Below are 22,388 nucleotides of genomic sequence, written 5' to 3' on the forward strand. Positions count from 1 at the left end.
TGGCAGGGCGACAGCGTTATCGGCTGGTTTACCCATCAGGCGGAGATTGTGGCGCTATGTCAGCGCTACAGCATCTGGCTGATGGTGTTTCCGCTGTGCGGCGCCGCAGGCATTATTTTTTATGGCGTGTTTACGGGTATTACCTACACCGCGCCAGTGCGCAATTCTATGCTGTTGGCACTCATGGCCTGGTTTGTCGCGTGGTACTTTTTGGTGCCGGTGCACGGCAATCACGGTTTGTGGCTGGCGTATCTGGCATTCAGCCTGGGACGTTCGGGCTTTTTACTGCTGTGGCTGCCTGGCGCGAGCCGTCGTCTCAGTCACGTGCACGCCGTATAAATCCACGATCCCCTTCCACATGCGGTGGCAGGGGATCGTGCCAGTTAGCGCAAACGCAGCGCAGACGCTTGCTCCACACGGAAGAAGCGCACGGCATTACGTAACTGCTCACCTTGTTCGGTCAGCGATTCTGCTGCGGTCGCGGATTCTTCTACCAGCGCCGCGTTCTGCTGAGTGACCTGATCCATCTGATCGATGGCGACGCTGATCTCCTTGATCCCTATGTGCTGCTCATCAGACGCCATCGAAATATCCGCCACGATTTTGGATACCTGATTGACGGAATCCACCACGTCGGTCATCGCCTTGCCCGCTTTGTCAGCCTGTTGAGAGCCTTCGGCGATCTTCTCTACCGTGCCCTCGATCAGCGCTTTGATCTCCTTGGCGGCATCGGCACTTTTCTGTGCCAGCGTGCGCACTTCACCAGCGACCACCGCAAACCCTTTGCCTTCGCTGCCAGCACGGGCGACTTCCACTGCCGCGTTCAGTGCGAGGATATTGGTTTGGAAGGCAATACCCTCGATAACGGCGATAATATGAATGATCTTCTGCGAATTGTCAGAAATTTTCTGCATCCGTGCCAGCATATCGTTAACGATTTCACCACCTTGTGAAGCAGTATCAGAGGTTTTCTGTGCCAGTGAGCTGGCTTCGCGGGCGTTATCGCATTTTGTCGTACTGTTTGTGTTAATTGCTGCATGTTGGACGAGGTTTACAGCAGTGAGGTGGCCTGTTCTTCGGTGCGTTGTGACAGATCGCTGTTGCCTTGGGCGATCTCATTTGACGCCATAGCGATGGATTCACTGCCGTCAATAATATTACGCACGGTATCCGCCAGCCGCTGATTCATATGGCTGATGGCTGCCAGCAGGCTGTGGTTGTCCCCCGGACGCAGGGCGATGGCCGTCAGCAGGTTGCCGGTGGAGATTTCGTTCATGATTTCCATGGCATAGCGCGGCTCGCCGCCCAATTGGCGAGAGATGCTGCGAGAAATAAACAGCGCCAGTAGGCACGACATCACCACCGCCAGTAACAGCATGCAGATCAGGGTATATTTCGCGTCCTGATACCCTTTGCTGGCCTCACGGGCCGACGCGTTGCCTTTCTCCACTTCCATATCAACCAGCTTTGCCAGGTCTTTCATCAGTTGGGTGCGGTATTTTGACGATACCGCGCCGCTGATGCGGGATGCTTCCTCCAGTTGACCTTTGCTCACGGCAGCGATCACGTCCTGATTCACGGCGCTAAATTGCCCGAAGCCTTCAATAATCGGGTCTAATAATGATTTCTGACCGCTGGCGGTAAGCAACTTGGTGTAGCTGTCCAGCGCCCGTTGGAAGATCGCAGTATCTTCAAGTAACTCAACGCGATGTCCTTTACGCTCTTTGTCGGTGACCGAGGCAATATATTGAATTTGTTGCAAACGTATTTCGGACAACGTGCCCCGCATCTCCAGCGTGTAGCGCACACCGGGCAAGCGGCTATCACGATAGGATTCGATATTCTGATTGTTGAGATGTAACTGATACAAGGCGGCGCTACCGAGCAACAACATCAGTACGATCAATATTGAAAAACCGGAAAGCAGTTTGGTTAGCAGTGAAAGCTGAGACAGTTTTTTCATCATCATTAAATACCAGGCGGGGAATGTTATTCAGGGTAACGGCAACCTGAGGGAATTCTTTATCCGAATTAAAATGCTGCGACACTTTTTTGTTTCTTTTTACATATTCATCAAAAAACGCGTTTTTTCCGGTTGATTTTTATTGCCCTTCTGAGATTGTCGCTGGTGTTTCAAGCGTTTGTGGCGCGGCCTGCTGCACGGTGTGCGTTTTTTATAACGCCGTGGCTCGGTGCAGATAGAATAGACAAATAAATAAAAATCCGCAGTGAAATTAAAAAATAATAGGTGTGATCATTATTGCCATAATAAGTATCACGGAAAAACAATAAAAATAAGGCCTCCCTATTTTCCCACTTATGTCACCAGAAATGTCATGATGAGGGAAAGCAGCGCATCATGGCGCTAAACGGTATGTTATACAGAGAGTGTGTTATGTCGCGCGCACAACGCTTACTAGCGTTATTACAGCTATTACGCCAGCACCGTTTCCCGGTGAGGGGAGAGCAGTTAGCCGAGCAGCTCGGCGTCAGCCTGCGCACGCTTTATCGCGATATTCGCACCCTGCAAGCACAAGGGGCCAGCATCGAGGGTGAGGCGGGCGTGGTTTATCTGTTGCGTCCCGGGTTTATGCTGCCGCCGCTGATGTTCTCCCCTGAAGAGTTGGAAGCCCTTGCGCTGGGAGCTCGTTGGGTGAACGAACTCGGTGACAGCCACCTCGCGGCCGCTGCGCAATCGGCGCTGGGAAAGATTGGCGCGGTGCTTCCGCAGCCGTTGCACTATGTGATGGAACACTCTGGGTTGCGCGTTGGTCCGAGCGAAGCGCATAAAAGTGACAACGACGTGATGTACCAACTGCGGTTGGCGATTCGCCAGGAGCAGTGAATAGACATTGTCTATTGTGATCTTAAAAACCAGCACTCAACGCGCACGCTATGGCCATTAGCATTGGGGTACTTCGATCAAACGCAACTGCTGGCGGCATGGTGCGAACTGCGGCAGGATTTTCGTCATTTTCGTACCGATCGCATTGCGACGCTGACGCGTTTGCCCGATCGCTTTCCCAAACGCCGTGAGCAATTGCTGCAAGCCTGGCGAAAAAGCGTGTTTGACACGGAAACTCCGCCGGACTCAAAGCCTACTGACAGAAACTGAAACCCGATACCGCTAACGTGCTCACAGGCCTGATGCCGCTTGCGCAGGCCCTTCATTGTGACAAGGAGTACGTGATGACTTTTGCCCCGAACAGCCTGATCCTGTATGTACAGGATGTTGATGTCAGCGCCCGTTTTTATCAAACCTTGCTTGGCGCGCCGCCGTTGGAAACCTTCCCCGATTTCACCCTGTTTGCGCTACAGCCTGAATTCTCACTCGGCTTACAGGCGCGCCAGGGCATATTCCCACCGCCGCAGCCGCAGGTGGGCGGCATCGAGCTGTGCATGAGTCAGGCAACGGACAGCGATGTGGAGCGCTTTACCGCGCGTGGGTGGCACAGGGCGTCACCATCGTGGCTGAACCAACGCGTCTGGAGTTCGGCTACACCTTTGTGGCGCAGGACCCGGATGGTCATCGGCTGCGGGTGTGCGCCACAGATGTCTCGCATTATCAGTAGACGATAACGCCTGAGGTGATAACACCGCGGCGTAATAATCGCGTCGCGGTGTTAGCCAACGACTTGTTTAATCGAGGTAAAACACCGGTTTCAGCACGTCGCCCACCGGGCTGTTATCCGGGTTGGCGGGCATTACGTCGCTCATGTGTTTCCACCAACGCTGGCAGACGTCAGTCTGTGCCACCGCATCCCACTGTGCTTCTGACTCGATTTCGACATAACCAAACAGCAGGTGACGTTTCTCATCGAGAAAGATGCTGTAGTGGTGCGCACCGTGTGCTTTCAGCACCTCGGCTAGCTCAGGCCAGATGGGGTTGTGGCGGCGTTGATATTCGTCGTGACACGCTGGGAATACCGACATAACAAAGGCTTTGCGTAGCATGGGTAACTCCAATAAGTTACTGAACTCACCTCTTTCACCTGTCTCCGTCATGCCCGCAAATGCGGGCATCTCCTACAGACAATACGCATTCCTTCTGTACGAGGTCCCCGGCTTCCGCCGAGGACGACAACAATGTGGGTTGAGGAGGGGATGAAGCATTATACCTTCAGTGCCGCTTCCATCGGTGTGACGCCAAAGCGTTTGCCAAGCGCAATCAGCTCTTCCGTGGTGATGGTTTGCTTTTTGCCGCCCATGGAACGCACTTTTACCATCACTTCTGCCGCTTTTTCAGCGGTGTCGATCAGGCCAAAGGCTTCGTCCAGCGTCGGGCCAGTGCCGAAGATGCCGTGGAACGGCCACAGTACCAGCGAGTGAGATTGCATTTGCTCCGCTGTTGCAGTGCCAATGGCGTCGGTGCCCGGTACCATCCACGGCACAATGCCCACGCCGTCAGGGAATACCACCAAACATTCGGTGCTGCCTTCCCATAGCTCGCGGGTAAAGGCGGCGCTGTTCAGATCCAGCACATAGCTCAGTGCAATCAGGTTGGTAGCGTGGCAGTGCATAATGATGCGATCGCGTCCTTGGCTGGCCGCCATGCGCACGATGTGCGACTGGAAGTGTGCCGCCAACTCAGAGGTAGGCAAACCGCCGCCGGTCAAGCCCCAGAAAATACGGTAGCCTTTGCCATCGTCATCCACCTGCAATAACACCAGCGTATCCGCCGGATCTAACTGCACGTTGCGGAAGAACTTGCCCGAACCTGTCAAGATAAACCAGCAGCCTGCCAGCTCCGGCATCGCCACTGACAGCGCCTCGTGGCGTGGTGTTGGAGTGAAATCGCTCTCGTAGGGCGTGACGTCTTTGGCATCGAGGCGCAGGCTGACATTGCCGCCATTGCGTTCGTCCTAACCTTTGAGCCACATATCGCTGGTGGCTTTAATCATGCCTTGTACAAATCAGGAAGACAGAATTGCTTGCATAATCACTTACCCTTGACGTTGAGGAAGAATGGTTTGTTCATAATGGCGTACCTGTTGCAGCCATTCTCTGCCCGGCGTCACATCGTGGCGCTGGCAGTCGTGTTCCCACACCGCTTGCCACGGCAGCGATTTTTGCTCTTCCAGCAGTGCAAGACGTGCGGTGTAGTCGCCTTCCTGTTCCAACTGGCGCAGTTGCTCGGTGGGTTCCAGCAGAGCGCGCAGCAGCGCTTTTTTCATGTTGCGCGTGCCGATGACCCAAGCAGCAACGCGGTTGATGGAGGCATCAAAGAAATCAAGGCCGATATGCACGCGATCGAACAGATTGTGACGCACGATCTCATGGGCGATGGCTTGCGTTTCGTCGTCCAGCAGTACCACGTGGTCGCTGTCCGAGCGTACCGGGCGACTGACGTGCAGTAACAGGCGCGGTACGTACAACATGGCGCTGAAGATCTTGTCGGAGATCACTTCCGTTGGGTGGAAGTGGCCGGCATCAAGGCACAGCGCGGTGCCGCGACTGGTGGCGTAGCCAAGATAGAATTCATTGGAGCCCACGGTGAAGCTCTCTGCGCCGATGCCGAACAGCTTGCTTTCAACCGCGTCAATGTGGTGCTGCGCATCCAGGGGCTCGGCAATCACTTCATCCAACGCGTTTAGCAGTCGCTGGCGAAATGCCAGACGATCGATGGTGAGATCTTTCATGCCGTCCGGCACCCAGATGTTCATCACGGAAGGCGTGCCCAACTCGCGGCCAAAATAAGCAGAGATACGGCGGCTGGCCTGACAGTGTTCAATCCAGAAACGGCGTATGTTCTCATCCGGGTGGGAGAGGGTGAAGCCGTCGCTGCTGAGCGGGTGCGAGAAATAGGTGGGGTTAAAGTTCAACCCCAAATGCTGTTCTTTGGCCCAGGCCACCCAGCGGCTAAAGTGTTTCGGTTCGATGGCGTTACGTGCGACAGGTTCATCAGATTCCAGGTAAATCGCATGCAGATTCAGACGCTTCGGCCCCGGAATCAGGCGGAACGCCTGCTCAAGGTCGGTGCGCAGTTCATCGGCGGTGCGCGCTTTGCCCGGATGGTTGCCGGTCGCGGCAATACCGCCAGTGAATGCGCCAGCGGACTGCTCGAAGCCCACCACATCGTCCCCCTGCCAGCAATGCATGGAGACGGGGATGTTATCCAGTTGCTTCAGGGCAGCCTCGACATCAACGTTGAGTGCGGCATAGCGCGCCTTGGCCAACTGCCAGGCCGATTCAATGGCGGTATTCATACGGTAAGCTCCTCAGTGGCGTGGCACAGCGCCTCAAAACGGCGCCAGTGTCCGGCAAAATCATCAATAGGACGGGGGATATAACGTTGTAATGGAAAGCTTTCCGCCAGTTGCTGGCGAAAAGCGGTAAGATCGGGGACAGCGTCAAGCGCCATCAGCTGACAGCGGATATTGCCGAGCGTCTAGGCTTCCACCGGGCCTGCCAATACCGGTATCTGGCAAGCATCGGCGCAGAGTTGGCTGAGAAACGCGTTCTGACACCCGCCGCCCACAATGTGCAACTGGCGTAACGGCGTGCCGCGCAGTTCTCCCAACTCCAGCAGGACGCGGCGGTACAGCAGCGCCAGGCTGTCAAAGATGCAGCGGGCGAACTCGGCTTGGGTAACGGGCTCACTCTCCTGGTGCTCGCGGCAGAAAGCGCGAATGGCCTCACACATCGACGGCTGATTGATAAAACGATCGTCGTTCGGATTGATTAAACGCGTGAACGGCGGCAATGCGCTGGCATCGCGAATCAGTGCTGGCAAATCAGCAATGTTCATCTCCAGCGCCACGCGTTGCAGTAACCACATGCCCATTATGTTTTTCAGGACGCGGTAGGTGCCGTTAATGCCACCTTCGTTGGTGACATTCGCCGCCAGCGCACGCGTATCGTGGTAGGGTACATCGCTTTCAATGCCCATCAGCGACCAGGTGCCAGAGCTCAGATAGGCGTTATCGCCTTTAGTCAACGGCGCGGCCACTACGGCGCTGCCATTGTCATGTGTGGCGACGGTAATCACCGGTATGGCATCACCTGCCGGGGAGGTCCAGGCACCGAGCGTTTTTCCGGGTTGTGCTGGGGTACTGAACCATCTGGCGGGCAGATCGAGCCACGCCAGCAGCGACGCATCCCAGTTTTTGGTGTGCAAATTGAGTAACTGGGTGGTGCTGGCGTTGGTGTATTCGCAACTGAGGCTACCGGTAAGACGGTAGTGGAGATAGTCCGGGATCATCAGAAAATGGGCAATGCTGTCGATGTTGCCGGGGTTGGCGCTGCGCCAGGCTTTCAACTGATACAGGGTATTGAACGGCAGAAACTGAATGCCCGTCAGATGATAGATATGCTCGGCACCCAGTTCCGCAATGGCTTGCGCCATCACGCCATCGGTGCGGTGATCGCGGTAGGCATAGGGCAAATAGACGCGCTCGCCCGCGGCATCCAGTAGGACATAATCCACGCCCCAGCTATCGATGCCGATGCTGTCAGGGCGGATGCCGCTGTCGGTGATGCGATGCAGGCCGGTGAGGATTTACTGTTCCAGAGCATACAGATCCCACAGATGGTGCCCGTCCTGTTCTACCAGGCGGTTGGTAAACCGATGGATCTCTTTGAGCGCCAGTTGCCTGTTCTCGACTTGCCATGTTGCCAGCATGACCCGGCCACTGGAGGCGCCTAAATCCACTGCGACAATATTTTTCACCGCCATTGCTGTTCCTCTTTCACTGATTCATGTTGCGCAGTGTAAAGAGCCGGTAAGCACGTTGCCTTCCAGTGAATGCAATGGGACAGAGCAGGTTAGCAAAATGGCAAAGCTGGCCGTGAAAGACGTCACACTTCTTTGATATCAGTGCACGTTATCCCGTGCCTTTTGCTCCTGTGATCCTACCCACACTTCCGTGAATTGGCGGTGAAATCTTTGAAAAATGACGTCACCATGAAAACCAAACGTCGGGATTTGAAGGTGAAATCTCACCGAAGTGGGTAGGCTGTTTTTTATTGATGTTTGCATTGTTGCAAAGCAGAAACACAGGGGGCTTGAAATGACGTTGCTACAAGGTGATGAGTTTTTCGTTTCTCGCTCGGTGACCGTTGCCGTGGAGCCGCGTGCGCCGCAACAGGCGTTTCCTGAGCATTATCATGATTTCTGGGAAATCGTGCTGGTGGAGCAAGGGGCGGGTGTGCATGTTTTCAACGACCAGCCGTTTGTGTTATGCAGCGGTGCGGTGTTTTTTATTCGTGATAACGATCGCCACCTGTTCGAAGACGTTGACGGTCTGTTCCTGACCAATGTGCTCTACCGCCCGCCGCGCAGCTTTCGTTTTCTATCTGATATCGCTCCTTTCCTGCCCTACGGACCCAACTGTGAGTGGCAAGGGCAGTGGCAGGTCAATGCGCCGACCATGCAGCTGCTGGAGCGCTTGTCGCTGCTAGCCCAGCGCGACACGCCGGAAGATATCGCCGCCAGCGAAAGCGTGTTTTTGCAAATTCTGGTGCTGCTACGGCAAAAATGTTTCCAGACCCAGAGCCTGGATGGCGATCGACATGGGGTGCAGGCGCTGTTCGGCTGGTTGCAAAACAATTACTGTGAAGAGGTTAACTGGGGGGAATTGTCAGATCGCTTTGCGCTGCCGTTGCGTACCTTGCACCGGCAATTGAAGCAGAATACCGGAATGACGCCACAGCGCTATCTCAACCGTTTACGCTTGCTGGAAGCTCGCCGCCGCTTGCAGCAGAGCGATGAATCGATTACGACCATTGCGCATGCGTGCAGTTTCAGCGACAGTAATCACTTTTCCACGCAGTTTCGCAAGGCGTTCTCAGTGGCGCCCAAATCCGTACGTCAGCATACGGGGAGTGCTGCGGAATAACACAACGCCAGTGCGGGTGAGGTGAGTGTGACCATGACGCGCGGTTTGAAGCTGCAAACGGAAGACTATTTCCTTACCGATAAGCAGGCGGTAAGGGTGGCAGAGCGTCACCCTCAGCCTGACTTTCCTCTGCATCATCATGATTTCGAAGAGTTAGTCATCGTGTGGCGCGGCAACGGTCTGCACCTGTGGAACGACGTGCCCTATCGCATTACGCGTGGCGATCTGTTCTACGTCAGTGCCAACGATCGCCACAGCTATGAGTCGGTAAACGATCTGGAACTGGACAATATCCTGTTTATTCGCAATCGACTGACGCTGCCCACCGACTGGCATAACCTGCTACCGGGGGCTGACGTGCCACAATCTCAGCGCTACTGGTGCCTGGGCTCGGCGGGCATGGATACGCTGCGCGACAAGGTGGATGATTTGGCACAGGAGTGCATGAAGTCGGACACGCTGTCGTTGCAGCTTAGCGAAGTGCTGCTGTTGCAGATTGCGCTGTTGGCGCTGCGTTACCGCCATTTACCCAATAGCCCACAGCTGGCCGATGCGCACCAGTTGGATCTGCTGATGCTGGCGCTGAGAGCCAGTATCGGCAGCCCATTCTGTTTTGATGCGTTCTGCCAGCAGCATGACTTTAGCGTGCGCGGGTTGGGTGCGCGCTTTAAGCAGGAAACTGGGATGAGCGTGGCCCAATACCTGCGTCAACTGGGGTTGTGCAAGGCGATGGAGCTGTTGCGTTATGACAGGCAGACCATTGGTGAAGTGGCGGCGCAGTGAGGTTTTGACGACAGTAACTACTTCTCGGTGGTGTTCCATTAGGCGCAGGGCATATCACCCAGTGCCTATCGTCAGCGTTTTCTGGCAGGATGAGCAAGTAAACTCAGCGAGTAACCTCGTCCACATCCGGTGCGTGGGTAATACGGTTACGCAGATCGCGTCGCACAATTTCCACCAGCCAGAAGCAGAACATGTGGCCGAAAATTTCGGAGAAGTGTTCAGCGAACGGCTGATCCCACGGTGCAGGCACGGTGCCCATCAGCGGCAGCAGGAAGACGTGGAACACCACGTGCAACACCAGACCATACAGCGCACCTTGGCACAGTTTAATCTTCGGCCACACTTCCGCCACCACGCAATAGATCACCGCAAAAGTGATTGAAAAGCCGAAGTACATGATAAAGCTCATGATCGGGCGAAGGTTGCCGTTGTACAGGTAGCTAAGGTGAGACATATCGAAAGACATGCCCATTTGCTGCAACAGTTGCTGCGGCGGGTTAGTCAGGTCACGCAGGGGCGTACGCGGCGGGAAGGGGATCTCCCAGCCAAATTTAGCCAAGGCGCAAACCACATCGGCAATGATCCCTACCAGTAATGCCACCAGAATTTTATCCCTTGTGGTGCGTAGTTGCATTTCTCTTTTTCCTTCAATAACGAGTTTTACCGCAGTTTATTTCTAAAAATAGCGACTATCGCCATAGACAATAGCGTTATAAGTAAATGATTTTATGGGATAATACTCCTGAAGAGATTTATTTTCTAACGTGAAATAAAGACGTAATTTACATAAATATTTGTTTTATAGATAAAAAACCTATATTTCATAATGTTTGATTATGTAAGCTTTATTGATTATGTGACATTATCTTGTTGTTATGACTGAATATTGTTACGTCTTTTACGACGGATGGTTCAATGTTGGCGAAGTGTTACGCGCCGCTCCCGCGGTGTTTATCTCCGAGAGCGGCCTGTAAAGGGGTTTCAGGATGCCATGCCCATCCCCACGATATTGGCCGCGAGAATAATGATTAGCCCACCCAGTACCAGCACGCTAACCGGTTTTTTCCCTACGTTATTCCACTCTTTCAGTAACAACCCGACAATGCCACCGCACAACACGTAGAAACTCATGTGTAACATCCAACTGAGGTAAGTGTAATCGGCCGGAATGTTGGCATGGCCCCAGGCGTAGAAGAAGAACTGCAAATACCACATCACGCCGCCGAGAATGAAAAACAGCGCATTGGTGATCAGTAGCGTTTTGGCTTGTGACAGATCGGCTTTAATAGAGATGGTGGGACTCATGGCTAAACGCAGGAAACAGAAACCCAGGTTAGGTTGACGATGGCACCGCCGCCCATAATCACCACATAGCTTGGCAGTGCCACGTAGAGTGGGTTCAGGCCAAGCGCCTCTGCTGCCTGATGTATCGGTTTGGCCGCATCCATGGCGAACGACATGCCCGCAGAAAAAATGCCGCACATTACGGGCAGCAGTAGCCCTTTCTTCAAATTGAACTCTTGTGCACGAATGCAGAGCGCACGTTCCTTCAGCAAACCGGCGTAACTCACCACGCCCACGCCAATCAGCCCTACCCCCACGCCGATCAGGCTTAGCTGCCCGCCAGTGGTGCCAAACAGTTGCATAAATTTGCCTTGCAACAGAGGGGTCATCAGGGTGCCTGATAATCAAGGTAATACCAATGGCGATACCGATACCGAGCGACATGCCAAGGTAGCGCATGGTCAACCCGTAGTTGATATTCCTGATGCCCCACATGGCACCGAACAAAAACACCGGCAGCAGGGTAGAAAAACTGAATGAACCGAAATAGCCCCAGAAATCGGGCAGCAGCAGGGCGCAGATGCTCCAGGGCAAAATAATCTAGGAGAAGAAACCGCCCAATGACCACATGGTTTCCCATGACCAGTGACGAACCTTTTTGAACGGGGCATAGAAGCAGGCCGCGCTGGCAGCACCGACAAAATGCCAGAAAAACCCGAGGAGAATTGCGCTATTGATAGAACCCTCTTGTTTTCATTCTAATCAGAGTAGGAGTACGTGTATGAACACATCGCAGGGGATGGCTCGATAGGGCAAGTGTAAAAAGTGAACGAGGGGGCGACCTTCCGCTCCATGCCACTACCGGCACGTCACACGGCAAGATGCGAAAGGTGAATGCCACTGGCGTCACAAAAATAACCAAAGGAAAGAATGAAATAGCGTTTCAAGTGGAGGGGTATTTAAGTATTGACGAAGCACGGCACGCTCGGGTTATGCTAAGGGTTTGGGGGCCGTCTCGGGCTGAAAGTGGAGTAAAGCAACGTGAAAATTACGGATGTCAAAACCATTCTGGCGAATCGCTACCTGTTTGTCGAAATTCACACGGACGAAGGTCTTGTCGGGATCGGTGAATCAGGGACCTGGGGGTTCCTGGATGCCTCCATGGGGGCGGTGGAAGCGCTAAAAACCTACCTGATCGGGCAAGATCCGCTGCGTATTGAGCATCACTGGCAGTACATGTACCACTGCTGGCATTTTCGCGGTGCGGCCATCATGGGGGCGATCAGCGCCATCGATATCGCGCTGTGGGTATTGCGGGCAAATTCTACGACACTCCCGTCTACAACTTGCTGGGCGGTCGCTGCCGCGACAAGGCGCGGATCTATGCCCATGCCGGTGGCAAAACCACGGAAGAGACCATCGCCAACCTGAAAAAAATGAAGGCACAAGGCTTTACCGCGATTGGGCATCTGACGCCGTGTCTGGATGAGTCGCGCGGCGATCCCTATTTCATCACCCATGCGAAAGAAATCGGCGAAGCCATCGAGCGCATTGGCGCTTATCGGGAAGCAGTGGGGAATGACGTCGATCTCTGTATCGAAGTGCATCGCCGTATGAAACCGCATGATGCGATTGTGTTTGCACAGGGTATCGCGCCTTATCTGCCTTACTTTATTGAAGATCCGATCGAGGCCGATAACTTTGATTCGATGGCGCAGGTCGCAGACAAAATCAACGTGCCGATTGCCACCGGCGAGCGTCTGAACAACCAGCAAGAGTTTGCCATGCTGATCAAGCGCAATGTGGTGTCATACGTGCGGCCAGACGTGTGCATGTGAGGCGGCATTACCGGCGCGAAGAAAATCGCCGCGCTGGCCGAAGCGCATGATCTGATGGTGGTACCGCATAACCCGCTCAGCCCGGTCTCTACGGCCGCCTGCTTGCAAATTGCGGTGAGCATCCCCAACTTTGCCCTACTGGAGTATCCCGGCGACGACCAACCGGCGCTGTCGGAGAAATTTGGCGCCACCGGCGTGGAAAATGGCGTATTGAAGCGCGATGTGGTCAAGAGCACCTTAAAGTGCGTTGACGGCTTTATGGAGATCCCCACGGCACCGGACATTGGCATCGAGCTGGCGGATAATGTGGCAGAAAAATATCCCTACCGTCGTCGTCCGCTGAAAACGCGTCTTCATGTAGATGGTTCAGTGGTCGATCAGTAAACTGTGCGTTTTGCCGTCGCGTTCTCATTACGCGACGGTGGTTATTCACCTGCAAAAAGAAGAACTATGGAACGTTTTATTGAAAACCTGATGTATACCTCGCGTTGGCTGCTGGCCCCGATCTACTTGGGACTGTCGCTCGGGTTACTGGCGCTGATGCTTAAATTTTTCCAGAAAGTGTTTCACATTCTGCCAAGCGTCTTTGCATTGGCAGAGGCCGATCTGATCCTGGTACTGCTGTCGCTGATTGACATGACGCTGGTAGGCGGCCTGTTGGTGATGGTGATGGTGATGTTGTCTGGCTATGAGAACTTTGTCTCGACGCTGAACATTGATGAGGATCGGGAGAAACTGAGCTGGCTTGGCAAAATGGATTCCGGCTCACTGAAGAATAAAGTGGCGGCATCGATTGTCGCCATCTCTTCCATCCATTTGTTGCGCGTGTTTATGGATGCGCGCAACACGCCGGATAACAAGCTGATGTGGTATGTGATTATCCACCTGACGTTTGTGCTGTCGGCGTTTCTGATGGGCTATCTGGATAAAGCGACGCGCCACGAAAAGAAGTAAGGGTAACGATACGCCCACTCAGGCGTACCGCTTCATTTACTGCTGCGTAGCGGTGTGCGCCAGCCATTCCGGTAGGTCATTTAATCCCATCGCCTGACGCACCAGCACCGGTTTTACCCCCGGCAGGTGGTTTGCCAGCGTCAGACCGACATCGCGCAGCAGTTTTTTCGCCGGGTTCTCTCCGTTAAACAGTTCCCTGAACCCTTGCATGCTGGCCAACATCAGCGCGGCACTGTGCTTGCGCTGGCGTTCATAGCGTCGCAGGTAGAGGTGTTGCCCGAAATCCTTACCTTGCCCCTGTAAGCGTTTGATTTCGGCGATCAGCGTGGCGACATCCATAAACCCGAGGTTGACGCCCTGTCCGGCCAGCGGGTGGATGGTGTGTGCGGCATCGCCCACCAGCGCCAGTCGGTGCGCGGCAAAGCTGCGCGCATAGCACCCGGTTAGCGGGTGTGTTTGCCGGGCACTGATGGTGGTGCACCGCCCAAGATGCATATCAAAAGCGATCGCCAATTGTTGGTCGAAATCTTCCTCGGGCAGCGCCAGCATGGATTCGGCCTGCAACGGTGGCAGCGACCAGACAATTGAGCACAGGTTTGCCTCCGCCAACGGCAGAAACGCCAGAATGCCATCGCCGTGGAACACCTGGCGCGCCACGCCGTCGTGCGGGCGTTCGCTCCGTACCGTTGCCACCAGTGCGTGATGGCCGTAATCCCAGAACGTCAGTGGAATATCGGCCTGCTGACGTAGCCAGGAGTACGCACCGTCTGCGCCGACCACCAGGCGCGCTGTGAGCATGGTGCCATCGTCCAGCGTGATAAATGCTTCGTTCTCGCCCCAGGCCACCTGCTGCAATACCGCCGGTGCCATCAGGGTAATGTCTTTTGCTTTCTCGGCTCGTTGCCACAGGGCGCGTTGAATGACATCGTTTTCGATAATGTGGCCGAGGCGGGAAAAACCATAGGCCTCGCCCTCGAAGTGGATGTTGCCAAAGCTGTCTTTGTCCCACACGTACATGGCGTTATAGGGGCTGATGCGCTGTGCTTCGATCGCTGGCCAGACATCGAGATGACGCAGCAGGCATTCGCTGGCCGCGTTAATGGCGGAGACGCGCAGCGCATAAGCCCCGTCCGCGGCCGTCTGTGTTGGCGTACGCTGTTCAAGAACGGCAATGCGTAGCCCGGACTGTTGCAGCCCGCAGGCTAATGCCAGACCGACCATGCCGCCGCCCGCGATAACCACATCAAATGATTGCATAAGCCCTGTTTCCTGTTGCTTGCATTAACGATCGACCCAACCCAACGTGCGGCGCGCAAAAGTATCACGCACAGGCGCAACGGTATTCATGGTCATCAAACCCAGATTGCGACCCACTTCCAGCGGGGTAACACTGTTGGCAAACAGGCGTACCAGACCGTCTGTCAGCGCAATGGTCGACTGCTGATCGGGTTCTCGACGTTGAGCGTAGCGGCTCAGCACGCGATAGCTGCCGGTGTCTTCCTGGTGTGCCAAGGCCTGTGTCAGGGTTTCTGCGAGCGACATCACATCGCGCAGCCCGAGATTGAATCCCTGACCGGCTATCGGATGCAGGGTTTGTGCCGCATTGCCCACCAGCGCCACGCGATGCGCGATATGACGTGCCGCCGTCACCAGTCGCAGCGGATATGTATGACGTTCGCCGATGTGGGTAATTGCGCCCAATCGCCAGCCAAAGGCGCGTTGCAGCGCAGCGCGGCATTCGGCCTCGCTCCTGGCGGCCACTTGCGTCTGGTTTGATAATGGATGGCACCATACTAACGAACTGCGCCCACCGCACATCGGTAACAGTGCCAACGGGCCGTCCGGGGTAAAGCGCTCAAAGGCTTTGCCCGCGTGAGGCAACTGGGTGCGGATGTTGGCAATAACGGCAAACTGCGGATACTCATCTGTCTCCCATTGCATACCGCAGGCCTGCGCCAGCGCGGAGGAAGAGCCGTCTGCCGCCACCAAGAGCTGTCCGCGCAGCGTACTGCCATCATCCAGTTGCAGGGTGGCCTGTTCGGCACTGCGTTCAACGTGTACTACCTTGCGCGGGCAGTGCACCCGCACGCCCGGCGCATTGTGGAGTAACCGAAACAGGGTTTGACCGACCTGATGTAGCTCCACCACGTAACCCAATGCGGTGGTACGATAATCACTGGCCTGCATGTTGACCACACCGGCATGGCCGCGATCGCTGACGTGCACCGCGGTGATGGGTTCCGCTTCGCTGGCGATAGCTTGCCAGATGCCGATACGCTTGAGCTGCTGCATGGTGCCTTCCGCCAACGCGATAGCGCGGGCGTCGAAGCCGGGATGCGCGCTGTCCAGCGGCGAGTGTGCTTCAATCACCTCGACGGGAAGGGTGCCGCCGGAAAGGGCGGAAATGGCCAGCGCCAGCGTTGCTCCCGCCATGCCTCCGCCGACTATCAGGATCGTCATCGCGATTATCTCGCTGCCTGGCGTGCGGCACGGACCTGTGCCATCAACGCTTCAATGTCGTCGGCGTCTTTAACAACGCCCGCCGTCAATACTTCGTTACCGCTGTCAGTGATCAGAATGTCATCCTCGATGCGGATACCAATGCCGCGATACTCATGGGGTACTTTGGCGTCTGGCGCGATATAGAGCCCCGGTTCGACGGTGAGCACCATGCCGGGTTCCAGCAAACGGCTGCTTTCTGACGCGCCGTAATCGCCGACATCGTGCACGTCCAGTCCCAGCCAATGGCTGAGCACGTGCATGTAGAAGGCGCGGTGCGCCTGTTCGGCGATCAGTTCATCGACGCTACCTTTCAGTACGCCGAGTTTAACCAACCCTTCGACCATGATACGAATCACCTGCTCATTCACTTCACGAATGCTGACACCGGGTTTGAATAGCGCCAGCGCTTTGCGCTGTGAAGCCAGCACAATGTCGTAAATCGCGCGCTGCGAGGGGCTGAATTTTCCACTTACCGGGAAGGTCCGCGTGATATCACCGGCATAGCCTTGATATTCACAACCGGCGTCAATCAGCACCAAATCGCCCTCGCGCATTTGCCGTTCGTTCTCGGTGTAGTGCAGAATGCAGCCGTTATCACCGCTGCCGACAATGGTGTTATACGAAGGATAGCGCGCACCGTGGCGGGTAAATTCATGATGAATTTCCCCTTCCAACTGGTATTCGTACATGCCGGGTTCACAGCTTGTCATGGCGCGAGTATGGGCCTTGGCGGTGATCGCTCCGGCCCGACGCATCAGCTCTAGCTCTTTCGGGGATTTAAACAAGCGCATCTCGTGCACCCAAGGGCGCCAGTCGGTCTGCGTCGGCGGTGCGATAAGCCCCTGACGCGTGCCGTTTCGCAGCGTCTCCAGTGCGTTGAACAGCAGGCGGTCCGCGTACTCGTACAGCCCCTGTGCGTGGTAAATCACGTCCAGTCCGTTGAGCAGCAGGTGCAACTGCGCATTGATGTCGCTAAAGGGCAGAGCGCGATCGACATTCAAGCGCGACGGGGCCGCTTCCTGCCCCAGACGGCGTCCAAACCAGATTTCCGCCGTGACATCGCGCACGCGGTTGAACAGGACGGTGTGGTGATGGTGCTCATCGCTTTTTACCAGTAACAGCACCGCTTCCGGCTCGTTAAATCCGGTGAAGTACCAGAAATCGCTGTTCTGGCGATAAGGGTACTCACTGTCAGCACTGCGCGTGGCTTCTGGTGCGGCAAAAAAGATCGCCGCGCTGGCGGGAGCCATTTTTTCCAGCAACTGCTGGCGGCGGCGAGTATATTCCTGACCAAAAGCGTCTTGTTGAATCATCACCTGCTCCTGTGTGATGCGCATTCGGTAATTCCCTCCTGCGTGGGAACCCCTGCGGGTAAGGCTGGATGCGCGATTAATGTAGCGTTGGTTTTTTCTTCTCCGGTGCGGTCTGTACCGGGCGTGTATATTCACTGTGGCAGAGAATGGCGGAAACTCTGACGTATTCGATGATTTCTTCCAGCGATTGCGCCAGCTTTTCCTGATCTTCATCTTCATCTTCATCTTCGTCATAGCCGAGCTGGGCAATATTGCGCAAATCGTCGATGGCTTCTTTCAGTTCGCCCTGCGCCTTGTTCAGACGCGGCTGAACGACGCCCAGCCCGAGCAGAAAGTGATTGACCCATCCGGCCAGCGCGTCGGCACGATCAAACACGCTTACCGCCGTGTTGTCGTCATCCGGTAGCAGCAGTTGGAATTCAAATTCACTCTTTTCCAGAGCTTCTTTGGTGACCTGATACAGCGTTTGCAGCGGCTGAGAAACCAGGTGAGAGAACGCCAGACCATCGTTTGTCAGCTCGTGTAACAGCGTTTTCCAACTGTCATCGGTGTTGCCCCCGCACAGGATACCGCTGATAAGCCCGTGCATTTCCGCTGCCGTCACTGCAACTTGTTGCTGTGTCAGGAGCGCGTCTAGGGTTTCATAGCCGGGATACGTGGTTTCTATGGACATGTGCTTTGTTCATCGTTGGCGGGTTGGTATCGTGTTATGCTACCACCAAGCTCGGCTGCTATGCCAGAAAGGGCTTGTTTCTTCTATGTTGAGTTATTATAGTGGCGCCCGCGTGAAGGGGCTGTCGCCAGTCCGTGATATGAATTTTTTCTGCGGCGCAGAAAACGAAATGAGGCAGGAAAGGGGCATGTCTGCACAACCAGTAGATATTCAAATCTTTGGCCGTTCGTTAAGAGTCAATTGTCCGCCGGAACAACAGGAAGCGTTGAATCAGGCTGCGGAAGATCTTAACCAGCGATTGCAGGATCTCAAAGTGCGCACACGCGTGACCAACACGGAACAATTGGTGTTTATCGCTGCACTTAACGTGTGCCATGAATTGGCGCAAGAACGCTTGAAGACGCGTGATTATGCGGCAAATATGGAGCAGCGCATCCGCATGTTGCAGCAGACCATCGAGCAGGCATTGCTGGAGCAAGGGCGCATAACCGAGCGTCAGGGCACGCCTTTCGAGTGAGTCGAAAGGGGCTAGCGCCTTGCCCCGCGTTTTGGTTTTTTAAATTGATTTTTGTTAGTTGCCCGATGTTTTTCGCTATAAAGCGTGATAGAGTTATTCACGAGTAAAAAATAAAATTTCTCTGAGGTGTTTGTCTGCGGGTCAGTCCCCTGAGCCGATATTTAAAACCAACAGAATGTAACGCTCCGCAGCCGGTGAGCATGCTCGGTTCGTCCGAGAAGCCTTAAGGTTGCGACCGTATGTTCACCTTGAACCAAGGGTTCAAGGGTTACCACCTGCGGCGGCATCTCGGAGATCCCTTCTCTCCCTTCTCTCCTTTCTTTTCCCTGTTATTGCCTATGACTTCTGCGTCCATGCACGTTTCGCCACAGCAACAGCGTCAGGCCATGAGGGATTGCGTGCGTCAGTTGCGCCGAGCGCTCACGCAGGAACAACAAACCCGGTTTGCCCAGCAGATTGCCGAACGTGCGTTGGAACAACCCGAAGTGCAGCAGGCACAGCGTATTGCGCTGTTTTTGTCGTTTGACGGTGAGCTGGATACCCAGCCGTTGATTGCCCGTCTGTGGCAGCAGGGAAAGGCGGTGTATCTGCCGGTACTGCACTCGTTTTCGCCGGGGCATTTGCTGTTTTTACACTACGACGCGCAGACACTGCTGGTGAAGAATCGCCTGAAGATCTTTGAACCCCGTCTGGATGTGCGCCGCGTGCTGCCGCTAATCCAACTCGATGTACTGTTTACGCCGTTAGTGGCGTTCGATGCGCAGGGACAACGCCTGGGCATGGGTGGTGGGTTTTATGACCGGACCTTACAGCGCTGGCAACAGCGAGGGCCATACCCGATTGGCTTGGCCCATGACTGCCAGCAGGTCGATGCCATCCCGAACGAAGCGTGGGACATCCCGTTGCCCGCCATTCTAACCCCCTCTCGCCGCTGGCAGTGGTAATCCGTCGTTGATTACAGCGTCAGCGTATCCGGCCCGCCAGAGGTACGGTGTGACAGCATTTGCTGTACCAGTTCCACGCAGCGCAGGAAGCGCGAATCATAATCTGATTCGGTCACGTGTACGTAAGGGACGTTATTCTTCACCAGCATGGTTTTGAGCAGCGTTTGGAACGCGCTGCGTGCGGTACTGCTACCCAGGCTACGTAAACCATCCGCGACCCACGGCGTATTGTTTTCCAGCAGGATCACCAGATCAAACCGGTATTCGTCAATCAACGCCTGGACAAAGGGGTGTTCGCGCCCTTCATACTGCTTGCAGAATGCCTGGGTGGTGATGAAATCGGTATCGATAAAGGCCACTTTATTGGCGTATTTTACCGCAAAATCAATATATTGAGCTTGCCCTAACGCGATTTTATCGTAGTCAGAATATTGCAGCGCCATCTCGTCGCCACCCAGATGGGAAAAGACATAATCCCGGCCAAACTCCCAGGCGCTGGTGGTGTTGAAGATATTGGCGAGCTTGTTGACCAGCGTCGATTTACCGCTGGATTCGCCGCCGAGAATGGCAACGGTACGCACGAAAAAAGGCTTCACTTCGGTGGGAATATAATCCCAATAGCGGAACGGATCGTGACGGATCTGTGCGCCGATGATGTTCATAAATGAGCGTTCCGGGTCAACCAATATCGCGTCGATGCCTAACTGTTCCCGATACTGCGGGGCATCTTTGGCTTCGCTGGTATAGACAAAGTTGGGTTCAATTGCCTTCTCTTGCATAAAGGCCTTGATACCGCGACTCCATACATCCCAGCCGTGCGGGTAAGGCTCCATGCCTTCTTCGTTAAAGGCATGAATGCGGATATTCTTCTGATATTTAAAAGTTTGTAGCAGCCAACGCAGACGATCGCTGACGGTGGGTTGCTGCGACATGGCGCTGTGCTCAAACAGCAGGCGGTCGCGTGATTCGTCGTAACCCAGGATCACATGCAATTCATCAACCTGACTACAGGCGCGCTGGATCAGGTAGATATGACCGGTATGCAGAGGATAAAACTTGCCGAACACCACCCCGATGGTTTTGTTGTGGCGGGGAAATTCCAGTTCCAGAAAACGGTGTAGCGCTTCCAGCTTTTGAGCGCTGGGGTTTTTGATCTTGGCATTCAGCAATTGGCTGAGATAGCCCTTGGTCATGCCGGTTGCGTCGGCAACCTGCTGAAGGGTACACCCTTTCTTGCGGATGGCGGGTTTCAGGTAATCAAAAGATGACATTGTCAGGCACTCTTGGTTTAGCATGCTAAACCAAGATACCACAAGCATTCTCAAACTGCGCGCATGTTCCCGCAGGTTAGACGTTAAAGATCGTCGAGGATCTCCAGCGCGTCAGTCAGCTTTTTCACGCCAAACACCTGCATGTTGGCGGACGGGCGTTTTGGCGCATTGGCATGGGGGACGATGGCTCGCTTGAAGCCGTGCTTGGCCGCTTCGGAAATACGTTCCTGACCGCTGGGCACTGGTCTTATCTCGCCTGATAGCCCCACTTCGCCGAACACCACCAGATCCTGCGGCAACGGCCTGTCGCGCAGGCTGGAGACCAACGATAGCAGCAGTGCCAGATCGGCGCTGGTTTCGGTGACTTTTACACCACCAACCACGTTCACGAACACATCCTGATCCGCCATTTGCAGTCCGCCGTGGCGGTGTAACACGGCGAGCAGGAGCGCCAGTCGGTTCTGTTCCAGACCGACGGCGACGCGGCGAGGGTTGGCCATCATCGAGTGATCGACCAGCGCCTGAATCTCCACCAGCAGCGGACGTGTGCCCTCCCACACCACCATAACGGAGCTGCCGGACATCACTTCATCACCCCGGCTGAGAAAAATGGCGGAGGGGTTGCTGACTTCGCGCAATCCCAGCTCAGTCATGGCGAACACCCCCAATTCGTTGACGGCACCGAAACGGTTTTTGTGGCTGCGCAGGGTGCGAAAACGGGAATCTGCATCACCGTCGAGCAACACGGAGCAATCAATGCAGTGCTCCAGCACCTTGGGACCAGCCAATGAACCATCTTTGGTGACGTGGCCCACCATCACGATAGCGACACCGCGCGTTTTGGCAAACCGGGTGAGATAGGCGGCGGTTTCCCGCACCTGTGCCACGCTGCCGGGTGAGGATTGGATATCGGCCAGATGCATCACCTGGATCGAGTCGATCACCATCAGCCTGGGCTGCTCCTGTTCAGCAATCAGGCAGATTTGCTCGATGCTGGTTTCGGACAGCATGCTGAGATGCTGGGTGGGCAGGCCCAAGCGGTGCGCACGCATCGCCACCTGCTGTAGCGACTCTTCCCCGGTGACGTACAGGGTTTTCATCTGTTCAGAGAGCTTGCACAAGGTTTGCAGGAGCAGGGTACTTTTTCCCGCGCCGGGGTTGCCCCCGATCAGAATGGCGCTGCCGGGCACCATGCCGCCGCCCAATACGCGATCGAACTCGCTAAAGCCGGTGGAAAAACGCGGTAGCGCTTCCAGGCTGATATCAGACAGCTTTTGTACCCGGCTGATTCCTTCATGGTCGCCCGCATAGCCGGTACGGCGATCGGTGCGAGACGTCGCGGCGGCGGCCAGCCGCACTTCGGTAATGGTGTTCCAGGCGTTACAGGCGCTGCATTGGCCCTGCCAGCGTGGGTAATCGGCACCACATTCGTTGCAAACGAAGGCGCGTTTAACGGCTTTTGCCACGGTTCA

At 55.2% G+C, this 22,388-nt stretch carries 16 protein-coding genes, 1 other RNA gene and 7 pseudogenes; 11 read left to right on the forward strand and 13 right to left on the reverse strand.

Annotated elements, in window-relative coordinates; all coding sequences use genetic code 11:
- The first annotated feature begins 48 nt into the window (after positions 1 to 48).
- Positions 49 to 339, forward strand: coding sequence for a hypothetical protein (locus CS369_RS07100; RefSeq protein WP_196906554.1), 291 nt, complete (start codon positions 49 to 51; stop codon positions 337 to 339).
- Positions 340 to 383: 44 nt separating this feature from the next.
- On the opposite strand, the pseudogene CS369_RS07105 reads toward CS369_RS07100, so the two are convergent.
- Positions 384 to 1,963, reverse strand: a pseudogene (locus CS369_RS07105) (methyl-accepting chemotaxis protein).
- A gap of 432 nt (positions 1,964 to 2,395) precedes the next feature.
- Here CS369_RS07105 and CS369_RS07110 point away from each other — a divergent pair.
- Both CS369_RS07110 and CS369_RS25090 read left to right on the forward strand, forming a co-directional pair.
- A pseudogene (locus tag CS369_RS07110) lies at positions 2,396 to 3,115 on the forward strand (helix-turn-helix transcriptional regulator).
- Positions 3,116 to 3,395: 280 nt separating this feature from the next.
- A complete protein-coding gene (locus CS369_RS25090) occupies positions 3,396 to 3,572 on the forward strand; it encodes a VOC family protein (RefSeq protein ID WP_374191038.1) in 177 nt (58 codons plus the stop codon).
- Between the two features lie 67 nt (positions 3,573 to 3,639).
- Here CS369_RS25090 and rhaM read toward each other — a convergent pair whose 3' ends face one another.
- The 4 genes and pseudogenes from rhaM to rhaB form a co-directional block, all read right to left on the reverse strand.
- Complete coding sequence (gene rhaM, locus CS369_RS07120; RefSeq protein ID WP_196906555.1) at positions 3,640 to 3,954, reverse strand: L-rhamnose mutarotase; 315 nt, start codon at positions 3,952 to 3,954, stop codon at positions 3,640 to 3,642.
- Positions 3,955 to 4,112: 158 nt separating this feature from the next.
- Positions 4,113 to 4,901 (reverse strand): annotated as a pseudogene (gene rhaD, locus CS369_RS07125) (rhamnulose-1-phosphate aldolase).
- A gap of 42 nt (positions 4,902 to 4,943) precedes the next feature.
- Positions 4,944 to 6,206 (reverse strand): L-rhamnose isomerase, encoded by a 1,263-nt coding sequence (locus tag CS369_RS07130; protein WP_196906556.1) that lies wholly within the window; start codon positions 6,204 to 6,206, stop codon positions 4,944 to 4,946.
- A pseudogene (rhaB, locus tag CS369_RS07140) lies at positions 6,203 to 7,675 on the reverse strand (rhamnulokinase). Before rhaB ends, CS369_RS07130 begins: the two are co-directional and overlap by 4 nt.
- A 334-nt stretch (positions 7,676 to 8,009) precedes the next feature.
- On the opposite strand from rhaB, the gene rhaS reads away from it, so the two are divergent.
- Positions 8,010 to 8,837 (forward strand): HTH-type transcriptional activator RhaS, encoded by an 828-nt coding sequence (rhaS, locus tag CS369_RS07145; protein ID WP_196906558.1) that lies wholly within the window; start codon positions 8,010 to 8,012, stop codon positions 8,835 to 8,837.
- A gap of 33 nt (positions 8,838 to 8,870) precedes the next feature.
- A pseudogene (locus tag CS369_RS07150) lies at positions 8,871 to 9,662 on the forward strand (helix-turn-helix domain-containing protein).
- 61 nt (positions 9,663 to 9,723) lie between these two features.
- Here CS369_RS07150 and CS369_RS07155 read toward each other — a convergent pair.
- Complete coding sequence (locus CS369_RS07155) at positions 9,724 to 10,254, reverse strand: DUF1440 domain-containing protein (RefSeq protein WP_196906559.1); 531 nt, start codon at positions 10,252 to 10,254, stop codon at positions 9,724 to 9,726.
- Positions 10,255 to 10,601: 347 nt separating this feature from the next.
- A pseudogene (gene rhaT, locus CS369_RS07160) lies at positions 10,602 to 11,642 on the reverse strand (L-rhamnose/proton symporter RhaT).
- 303 nt (positions 11,643 to 11,945) lie between these two features.
- Here rhaT and CS369_RS23275 point away from each other — a divergent pair.
- From CS369_RS23275 to CS369_RS07170, 3 genes and pseudogenes are all read left to right on the forward strand, one after another.
- Positions 11,946 to 12,335: a hypothetical protein gene (locus tag CS369_RS23275; RefSeq protein WP_244664850.1), complete on the forward strand. Its 390-nt coding sequence runs from the start codon at positions 11,946 to 11,948 to the stop codon at positions 12,333 to 12,335.
- A gap of 5 nt (positions 12,336 to 12,340) precedes the next feature.
- A pseudogene (locus CS369_RS07165) lies at positions 12,341 to 13,126 on the forward strand (mandelate racemase/muconate lactonizing enzyme family protein).
- A gap of 66 nt (positions 13,127 to 13,192) precedes the next feature.
- A complete protein-coding gene (locus tag CS369_RS07170; RefSeq protein ID WP_196906560.1) occupies positions 13,193 to 13,696 on the forward strand; it encodes a TIGR00645 family protein in 504 nt (167 codons plus the stop codon).
- A gap of 36 nt (positions 13,697 to 13,732) precedes the next feature.
- Here the strand turns inward: CS369_RS07170 and ubiI are convergent, their stop codons facing one another.
- From ubiI to CS369_RS07190, 4 genes are read right to left on the reverse strand one after another with little or no spacing between them, the layout of a single operon-like run.
- Positions 13,733 to 14,953, reverse strand: a complete 1,221-nt coding sequence (gene ubiI, locus CS369_RS07175) for an FAD-dependent 2-octaprenylphenol hydroxylase (protein WP_196906561.1) — start codon at positions 14,951 to 14,953, stop codon at positions 13,733 to 13,735.
- A gap of 24 nt (positions 14,954 to 14,977) precedes the next feature.
- Positions 14,978 to 16,156, reverse strand: a complete 1,179-nt coding sequence (ubiH, locus tag CS369_RS07180) for a 2-octaprenyl-6-methoxyphenyl hydroxylase (RefSeq protein ID WP_196906562.1) — start codon at positions 16,154 to 16,156, stop codon at positions 14,978 to 14,980.
- A 5-nt stretch (positions 16,157 to 16,161) separates the two neighbouring features.
- The gene (pepP, locus tag CS369_RS07185; RefSeq protein WP_244664851.1) at positions 16,162 to 17,535 is read right to left on the reverse strand and encodes a Xaa-Pro aminopeptidase; all 1,374 of its coding nucleotides are present in this window, start codon (positions 17,533 to 17,535) and stop codon (positions 16,162 to 16,164) included.
- A gap of 52 nt (positions 17,536 to 17,587) precedes the next feature.
- Positions 17,588 to 18,184 carry a YecA family protein gene (locus CS369_RS07190; protein ID WP_196906563.1) on the reverse strand — a complete coding sequence of 199 codons (597 nt, stop codon included), beginning with the start codon at positions 18,182 to 18,184 and terminating at the stop codon, positions 17,588 to 17,590.
- A 187-nt stretch (positions 18,185 to 18,371) separates the two neighbouring features.
- Here CS369_RS07190 and zapA point away from each other — a divergent pair, with 187 nt between their 5' ends.
- The 3 genes from zapA to CS369_RS07205 all read left to right on the forward strand — a co-directional run bounded on the left by zapA (position 18,372) and on the right by CS369_RS07205 (position 19,645).
- Positions 18,372 to 18,701 carry a cell division protein ZapA gene (gene zapA, locus CS369_RS07195; protein ID WP_196906564.1) on the forward strand — a complete coding sequence of 110 codons (330 nt, stop codon included), beginning with the start codon at positions 18,372 to 18,374 and terminating at the stop codon, positions 18,699 to 18,701.
- A 115-nt stretch (positions 18,702 to 18,816) separates the two neighbouring features.
- A non-coding RNA gene (gene ssrS / locus CS369_RS07200) (6S RNA) lies at positions 18,817 to 19,000 on the forward strand.
- A 39-nt stretch (positions 19,001 to 19,039) separates the two neighbouring features.
- Positions 19,040 to 19,645 (forward strand): 5-formyltetrahydrofolate cyclo-ligase, encoded by a 606-nt coding sequence (locus CS369_RS07205; RefSeq protein WP_244664852.1) that lies wholly within the window; start codon positions 19,040 to 19,042, stop codon positions 19,643 to 19,645.
- Between the two features lie 11 nt (positions 19,646 to 19,656).
- Here CS369_RS07205 and nadR read toward each other — a convergent pair whose 3' ends face one another.
- Together nadR and radA are read right to left on the reverse strand one after the other, a co-directional pair.
- Positions 19,657 to 20,916: a multifunctional transcriptional regulator/nicotinamide-nucleotide adenylyltransferase/ribosylnicotinamide kinase NadR gene (nadR, locus tag CS369_RS07210; RefSeq protein ID WP_196906565.1), complete on the reverse strand. Its 1,260-nt coding sequence runs from the start codon at positions 20,914 to 20,916 to the stop codon at positions 19,657 to 19,659.
- Between the two features lie 83 nt (positions 20,917 to 20,999).
- On the reverse strand, positions 21,000 to 22,382 hold the full coding sequence (radA, locus tag CS369_RS07215; RefSeq protein ID WP_196906566.1) for a DNA repair protein RadA: 1,383 nt from the start codon (positions 22,380 to 22,382) through the stop codon (positions 21,000 to 21,002).
- Positions 22,383 to 22,388: the final 6 nt, after the last annotated feature.

It is taken from the genome of Candidatus Symbiopectobacterium sp. 'North America', assembly GCF_015762685.1.
In the GTDB taxonomy this organism is placed as follows: domain Bacteria; phylum Pseudomonadota; class Gammaproteobacteria; order Enterobacterales; family Enterobacteriaceae; genus Symbiopectobacterium.